This window comes from Cloacibacillus sp. (assembly GCF_020860125.1).
Classification (GTDB): Bacteria; Synergistota; Synergistia; order Synergistales; family Synergistaceae; genus Cloacibacillus.
Genome location: NZ_JAJBUX010000071.1, coordinates 44,510 through 52,868, shown reverse-complemented (window position 1 = coordinate 52,868; position 8,359 = coordinate 44,510). Strand labels below are relative to the sequence as shown.

The window sequence follows — 8,359 nt, the reverse complement described above, 5'->3', positions numbered from 1 at the left end:
CCGGCTTATGACGCATACGGTGCTTATTCGCGCCGATTTTGATAAACGCCGATTTACCGGGCGGTAGCCATCAAAAGTTTAATCCTGTTCAGCTGGTTCGTCGTGCTCACGCTCGCGTCGTAGTCAAGCGGCAGGATATTCGCGCCTTTGAAGCGGCGTTTGAGCTCCTTGATGACCCCCTTGCCCGTGATATGGTTCGGCAGGCAGGCGAAGGGCTGGACGCAGAGCACATTCCCCACGCCGCCCTCGATGAGCGCCATCATCTCCGCCGTGAGCAGCCAGCCCTCTCCGGCCTGGTTCGCCTGGGATACTACGCCGCCGCTGAGCTTCGTGAGCTCCTCGATGTTGTGCAGCTCGCCGAAGCGCGTTCCCTTCAAAGCTCTCGCAATCGGGGCCTTTACCCTCTTGAGCACCCACATGCCGGCCTCGCCGGCGGCGCGGGGCCAGAAGCCTCCCGCGAGGTGCCTGTTGGCGTATACCGGATCGAAAAGACAATAGGAGAGGAAGTTGCCCATATCCGGCACCACCGCCTCGCCGCCCTCCTCCTCGATAAGTTCGATGAGGCGTTCGTTGGCGTTAGCGTGATACTTGACGAGTATCTCTCCCGTGATGCCGACGCGCGGGCGTTTGATATTATCGATCGGCACGGAGGCAAAGTCCCGCGTCATTTCCGTGACGTCCCGGCGGAAGCGGAACCAGCTTCCCGCGCGGATATTGTCCTTTATGCGCTCCGCCCACAGGTCGTGAAGCCTCATCGCCGCGCCCCTCTCGCGCTCGTAGGGGCGCGTGCGCAGCAGCAGGCGCATCAGCAGGTCGCCGTAAAAGAGGCCGAGCAGCGCGCGCCAGCCGACGCGCGTTGGCAGTTCGAACCTCTCCGCCTCGCCCTCCTTCTGGAGGTTGAGCGCCATCACGCGCACCTGCGGGAACCCTGCGGCGTCGAGAGCGCCGCGCAGGAGATGTATATAATTGCTCGCGCGGCAGGCCCCGCCCGTCTGGGCGTAGAGGCAGTCCGTGCGTCCCGGGTCGTAGAGGCCGCTCTTAAGCGCCTCGATAAACTGGCCTACGACCATCATCGCCGGATAACAGACGTCGTTATTGACATAGCGCAGCCCCAGCTCCACCGTCTCGCGCGTCCCCTCCGGCAGCACCTTGAAATTCGTGCCGCTGCCCTCGAAGGCGGTCTCCAGGAACTGGAAATGGAAGGGCGAGAGGGGCGGGCAGAGCAGCGTCCGTCCCTCGGGGCTGACGGCGGGACGTCCCTTTTTAAGCGGCGGCTCCGTATAAGCTCCCGCGCCGTTCCTCTCCGTCTTCATCGCCGCGAGCAGCGAACGTATCCTGATCTTGACGGCGCCGTTATTCTTCCCCTCGTCGATCTTTATCAGCGTATGGAGCTTGCCGTGGCGCGTGAGGATATCCGCCGTCTGCTCCGCGCTGATGGCGTCCAGCCCGCAGCCAAAGGAGTTGAACTGCACGAGCTCTACATTCCTGAATCCGGGGTGTTTCGCCGTCACCATCGCGGCGCGGTAGAGGCGCGAATGATATACCCACTGATCCACTGCCTCGACCTCTCCCGCCTCCTCAAGGCCGTCTGCGAGGCCGCAGATCGAATCCTCCGTGAAGAGCGTCACGCCGTAGCTGCCGATAAGCTCCGGGATGCCGTGATTGACCTCCGGCGACAGGTGATAGGGGTGTCCCGCGAGGACGATGCCGATGCCGCCGTGCTCGTTCAGATAGGTGAGCGCCTCTTGCCCGAGTTTTTCCACGTCCGCCCTGTAAGTGGCGCGCGCCTCTTCTGCGAGTTTGGCGGCGCGTCGCAGCTCGTCCTTCGTGACTCCGAAGGCGGCGAGCGCGCCCGAGAGCGTCTTTACCAGCGCCGCCTCGTCCTCAATGGCGAGCGCAGGCTGGATGAAATTCACCCCTTCGCCGCGCAGGCGGTCGATATTGAGCCGCGCCACATCGGGATAACCGGTGATGACGGGGCAGTTGTAATCGTTCTGCGCCCCGGCGAACTCCCGTCTCTCGTGGAGGATCATGGGATAGAAGATATTCTTCACGCCACGCTCCAGCAGCTCAGTGATATGGCGGTGCACCAGCTTTGCGGGATAGCAGACCGTCTGCGAGGGGATCGTCTCGATGCCGAGATTTTCGTCCGGCGACTTTGAAGATAACTCCACGCGGAAGCCAAGCTCCGTAAAGAGGGTGAACCAGAAGGGATAATTTTCATAAATATTGAGCACGCGCGGAATGCCCAGCGTACCGCGCGGCGCTTCGGCGGCGGCCAGTGGCCTATAGTAATCGAAAAGCCGCCGGTACTTCTTTTCAAAGAGGTTCGGCGGCAGCGGCCCCCTGTCCTCCTCGGCGCCGCCGCGTTCGCAGCGGTTGCCGGATATATAGCTGTGTCCGTCGGGGAAGCGCGTAAGCGTCAGCAGGCAGCGGTTGCCGCAGCCGCCGCAGTTCCGCGTCGTCACCGTCGTCTTGAATTCATCGAGCGCCGCCGCGCCGAGCAGCGAACTCTTCGCCCCGCGGCGCTCCTTCGCGATCAGCGCCGCGCCGAAGGCTCCCATCAGCTCCGAAATATCGGGGCGTACCACCTCGCGCCCCGTCACCAGCTCGAAGGCCCGCAGCAGCGCGTCGTTCCTGAAGGTCCCGCCCTGTACGACGATGCGGCTGCCCAGCTCCGCGGGGTCCTTGATCTTCAGCACCTTATAGAGCGCGTTCTTAACGACAGAATAGACGAGACCGGCGGAGATGTCGCGCACCGGGGCCCCCTCCTTCTGCGCCTGGCGCACGCGCGAATTCATAAAAACCGTGCAGCGCGAACCGAGATCCACGGGAGAGTCCGACTCCTCGGCGGCGCGGGCGAACTCGTCCATCTCCATATTAAGCGACTTCGCGAAACTCTGGAGGAAAGAGCCGCAGCCCGAGGAACAGGCCTCGTTGAGAAACACGCCGCTGATCACGCCGTCCTTGATGCGCAGGCACTTCATATCCTGCCCGCCGATATCGATCACAAAATCCGTTCCCGGAAGGACGAAGTCGGCGGCCTTCGCGTGCGCCACCGTCTCCACCTCGCCGACGTCCACGCCGAAGGCGGCCTTTATCAGCTTTTCGCCGTATCCCGTGACGCCGCTGCCTCTGATCGTTATGCCCTCCGGCATCAGCGAATAGAGCTCCGAGAGCGTCTCGCGCACCGTTTCGAGTGGGTCGCCGACGCCCGTCAGGCGGTATCTTGAAAACAGCAGCTCGCCGCCGCCGCCGATGAGCACCATCTTTGTCGTCGTGGAGCCCACGTCTATTCCGAGGTACGCCTCGCCTTGATAATCCCGCATATCGACGCGCCTGGCGCGGCAGGCGGAATGCCTTTCGCGGAAGGCCGCGAGCTCGCCCCTGTCACGGAAGAGCGGGCGCAGTTTCGAGCCGCGCTCTTCGCGGTGGGAGACGAAGAAATTCTCCGCGCGCCGCTGCAGGATGTCGGCATCCACCGCGCCCTGCATCTTCGCGCTGATCGCCGCGCCCATCGCGACGAAGAGGTGCGGATTCTGCGGGAAGATAGACTGTTCGGGCGGCAGGCGCAGCGTCTCCGTGAAGCGCTTACGCAGCTCCGAGAGGAAATAAAACGGCCCGCCGAGGAAGGCGACACGTCCCGCGATCTTCCTGCCGCAGGCGAGGCCGCTGATCGTCTGATTGACGATAGCCTGGAAGATCGAGGCCGCAACGTCCTCGCGCGAGGCGCCGTCGTTCAGCAGCGCCTGCACGTCCGTCTTGGCGAAGACGCCGCAGCGCGAGGCGACGGGGTAGATCGTCTTATGCCCCTTGGCGAGCTCATTGAGCCCCGCGGCGTCCGTGCCGAAGAGGGAGGCCATCTGGTCGAGAAAGGCCCCCGTGCCGCCGGCGCAGGTCTCGTTCATGCGCTGTTCGGCTCCCGACTCGTCGAAAAAGGTTATCTTCGAGTCCTCGCCTCCCAGCTCTATACATACGTCGACGCCCGACAAAAAGCGCGTGATGCTTGCCGTGCAGGCGATCTGTTCCTGTGTGAAGGGCACGTCCATGCCCCGCGCGATCTCCAGAGCGCCGGAGCCCGCCATCGCGAGCGTGAGCTTCGCGCCGGAAAAACTATCCTTTATGTCACCGACAAGCCGCTCCACAGCTGTGCGGATATCGGCAAAATGCCGGCTGTACCGGTAAAATATAATCTTGTCATATTCATCGAGGACGACTGCCTTTGCCGTAGTCGAACCTATATCGAGCCCCGCGTGAAGAAGTTCCATCGCTGCTCCCCCCTGATCATTATGGATAAAGACGCCGCGCCGGCTGACCGCCATCCGGCGGCCGCCGCGTTTTGACGACACTGTCCGCCGTGCTTTTTACTGGCGCGGCTTAGAAAAGTCTGCGGTATTCAGAGAAAAAGGGGGATTATTTCCTCGCGACCATGTCGGAGGAGGGGTGTGATTCCTGTTCGCTGCCGATAAAAATATCCCAGAGAACCCAGCTTCTTGTGCGTTCAGCGGCAAGATTAAGCCCGTCCGAAAAGGCTTCGGAGAGGGCTCTGGGCGCCGGGACGGTCATTACCGATAAAGATGAGGGGCGTGTCTCCGTCGTGCGCTGCGAGAGCGTTGTGGAAGATATGCTCTTCATCGCCTCCATGACGTAGATGCTGCCGCGGTCCTGGAGGCAGGAGGCCGACGGACCTTCGCAGGCGAGCAATAAAAAGGCCTGCACAATGATATAAAAGGCCGTCACCGTCATGGCGCAGCTATATCTTTTGTGTAAACCGCAAATATATTCCATGAGACCGCCTCCTTTACCACTAATAGATTATCATATTTTAATAAAAAAAGCATATTCCTGTTTAAAATAAAGATATTCCATCCGTGATATCAGTAAAATACGCAGCGTTTGCGGCGTGTTCCGTATCCGGGAGATTTCCTTGGGATTGGGAAAGCGGTAAATGGCGGTTTATCTTTTACCATATCGATGATAAACGGTGGTTTTTTCTTAAAGCCTTCCTCTCTGAGGAAGGTGGATCGCCGACGCCTTTGCGGCGAGACGGAGGGAGTGTTGCTCAGTATGGCGCGATTTCCGCGCCATACTGAGCCCGCGGCGAAAGCCGCGGAAGAACCTAAGGTCAACTCTCCCTCAGTCCCTACGGGACAGCTCTGATGTAACTACCAGCCGAATCGCACGAAATCAAAGATTTCGGCTCCCTGGCCGCCTCAGAGAGGGAGCCGAAATCTTTGGTAAATCACGATTTATCGTTTCCCCTATCGAAGCTAAATCGTATTTATCTTTTACCTTATCGAAGATAAACCGCACTTTATTTCTTTTTCCCGCCCGAAGGAAATCGGCGTTTAGACGTGTCGATGACGACGCGAAATAAGGGCGGAAAACCGCAGGCGCACTTTGGTGCGTCGATCGCAAGGCAATGTCCCCACCACGGGGCGGGGACATTTTCAAATTATCCATATTGCCGCGGCATGCGGGTGCGCCTGCCGCAGGATTTTCCGCCCTTGTTGAGCTAAGTCAGCGGCGCGTATAAACGCCGATTTACGTTGATTTACAGGGTGGGGATATCCCGTCGGTCTTCTATTCCCAGTTTTTTGAATATGGATTTGAGGTGTTTTTTTATCGTGTTCGGCGAGAGGTTCAGCTCTTCGGCGATCTCGGCGTTGTGCATGCCGCGCGCGGCGCATTTTGCGACGAGCAGCTCCGCTTCGGAGAGGGTGAAGCGCTGCCCGCAGAGGATGTCTTTTCGCCCCGCCGCCAGCCGCTCCGCAAGTCCGCGGATGGCCGTCGCCTCGGAGGTGGCGCAGCATTCTTCGAGGATCGGCTCTATCTCTTCGTACCATTCGGCGAAGGGCAGGAAGAGGCGGTCGGGGAGGGCCAGGGCGAGCGTCTCTTTGAGGGCCGCGGCCGCGTGACCGAGCCGCTGTGCCCGAAGCAGTTCGACGGCTTCGTAGAGCCGTAGGTAGATGGCCGCGGTCAAGTAATTGAGGGCCGCGGCCATCGCGAGGCCCTGGGCGAGAAATTCCGCCGTCGCCGGAGAGCCGCCGGTCTGCAGCAGCCAGATCCCGTAGACGGTCTGGGCGAATGGTACTGCCGGTATCATCACTCTGCCGCCCTCTATTTCACCGTTTTTGAGCCAGGGTTCCATCTCCGCCGGGCGTCCCGGCAGTCCCATGAGGAGGGAGCGCGCCAGCCCCGCCTCAACGCGTTCCGATCGCTGCGCGCCGTGTTTTGTCAGGGCGCCGAGTTCGTCGAGGATGTTTCTCAGCTGTTCGGCGTCGCCCTCGAGGATGGCGATCCGCCCTTTCAGGCAGAGCGCCGCAAGTTTGATGCTGGTCTGTTTTTTGAGCGCCGCCTGTCCCAGCGCGTCTCCCGCGGCGTCGCCGGCGGCGGCCAGTTCGCCGCGCATGAGGAAGACCTCTCCCTCCATCACGGTGTCAGCGCCGCTGCCGTGGCCGTTGGTGAGGGCCAGGTAGTGCGGGAAGCATTTTTTCATAGAGCTGAGTTCGCGGTCGAGCGCCCCCGCTTCGCGGTGGAACATGAAGAGGACGGAGGGGTTTTCCATAGACCACATGGCGTCGAGCCGCACGAGGGAGGCGGGGCCGCCGATGAGTTCCAGCGCCCGGCGGTGGCTCGCGCTCATCGCCTCAATGTCGTTGTAGTGCTGGAATGAACGCAGCAGCTCTATTTCACCGAGCAGGCGGTCGCGCCCCTCCGCTTCGGGGATTCGCGAAAATTCGGCCTCCATGCGCGCGCAGAGGGCGCAGTGGGCGGGGATGTCTCCGGCGGCGAAGAGTTCGAAGGCGAGGTTGAGCACGGCCATCGGGTAGCGGCGTATCAGTTCGCCTGTGAGGCGCGCCACGACGTCGTGGAGCAGTTGGTCGCGCTTTGGCATGGGGAGTTCGCCGAGCTCCACGGAGATGAGGTCGAGTTCGAGTATTTTTTCGTATTCCCCAAGACGCTGGTAGAGTTCAAAGGCGCGCAGGAGGTCTCCGTGCGCGGCGCTCCACGCCGCGGCGCGTTCGAGTATCTCCCGCCGCCTCTCTTCCGCGAGGGTCTCGCGCCGCGCGCGCACAAAGTCGAGCAGCAGGCTGTGCGGTTCGTAGCTCTGCTCCGACGCGGCGCGGGAGATGAAGATATGGCGGTCGAACAGTTTTACGGCCCAGTCCGGCAGACCGTCGATTCCCAGGATGTCCCTGGCCTGCGGCAGGGTGAAGCGGTCGAAGGGCGAGAGGCGCAGCAGGCAGTCCTGTTCGCGGGCGTCGAGGCGCTCCCAGATCATGCGGCGGAAGAGGGCCTCGGTGTCCGCCTCCTGTAGGAAGCGGCCTCTTTCGCGGTAGTGGAGCATTTGCAGGCGCAGCGGCATGATCCAGCCGCCCGTGAGTCGTTCGGCCTCTTCTTCTTCGCCGGGGGCGAGGGTGAAGCCGGCGGCTTTGAAGTAGAGGCGAATCTCCCCGGCGCTCAGCCGCAGGTCGCCGCCGTCGATGCAGAGTCTCTCCCAGCGTCCGTTGAGTTCTTCTCGGTAGCCCTCCAGCGGCCAGCTGACGACGATGAGGTGCAGTTTTTCGCTCTCGTGCCGCAGCAGCTCTTTCCAGATGGTCCGCGGCAGGCGTGGCTCCCATTTTTGGAAGTCGTCCAGCAGGAGGCAGGTCTCTTCGCCGCATTTCATCTCCGCGAGCGGCGCGGCGGCCGCGCCAGCGGTGTCCTGGTCAGGCACGCCGAAGGACGAGAGAGCGGCGGCGGTTTGGGGGGATATTTCGCCGATGGCCGCGCAGAAGCGGCGCCAGATGTCCGCGGCGGGCTCTTCATGGCAGAGCAGCGATATGACGCAGCTCCCTTTTTGCCGGGCGTCGTTGAGTCTGTCCCATACGGCGGTGGATTTGCCGAATCCGGCGGGCGCCTCCACGAGCGCGGCTTTGACTTTCAGCAGGGTGCGCAGTTTTTCCAGCAGCCTCGGCGAGTAGAAATGCAGTTCGGTGTTGCGGCGTGTGGTTCTGGACATTTACGTCTCCTCTTTCTTTCCGGCCCGCCGCGCGGCGGCGTGGGGCAGGGTTTTACGCGTATGTTTTTGACGCCGCAGTGTTTTGTCCAGTCGGCGTTTTTTATTTTTTAGTTGTGTGCACAGAGAGTGCGGAAGGTTCTGTTTTTCCGCATCCGGTCTTACTTTAGCATACAAAAGGGAGAAATCACAGCCGTTTGAGCAGCTTGTACCCTCTCCCAAAGGCTGTGTGTCTCCGGTTTGCCGGAGTGACGGCGGCCGTCTCTTTTGCTCTTTGTTTGCGGTGTGGCAAGATGAGCGATAAAGGGTAAAAGGTAAAAAATTTTTCTCTTTTGTCTTGTCTTGCTATGTACTTAT

Annotated in this window: 3 protein-coding genes; all 3 read right to left on the bottom strand. The window is 61.2% G+C overall.

The window, feature by feature from the left end:
• Positions 1-53: 53 nt before the first annotated feature.
• Positions 54-4,268, bottom strand: coding sequence for an acyl-CoA dehydratase activase-related protein (locus LIO98_RS09280; protein WP_291955929.1), 4,215 nt, complete (start codon positions 4,266-4,268; stop codon positions 54-56).
• 145 nt (positions 4,269-4,413) lie between these two features.
• Positions 4,414-4,788, bottom strand: coding sequence for a hypothetical protein (locus LIO98_RS09275; protein ID WP_291955925.1), 375 nt, complete (start codon positions 4,786-4,788; stop codon positions 4,414-4,416).
• 766 nt (positions 4,789-5,554) lie between these two features.
• Entirely contained in the window at positions 5,555-8,005 is a 2,451-nt protein-coding gene (locus LIO98_RS09270; RefSeq protein ID WP_291955923.1) for a LuxR C-terminal-related transcriptional regulator, read from the bottom strand.
• Between the last annotated feature and the right edge of the window lie 354 nt (positions 8,006-8,359).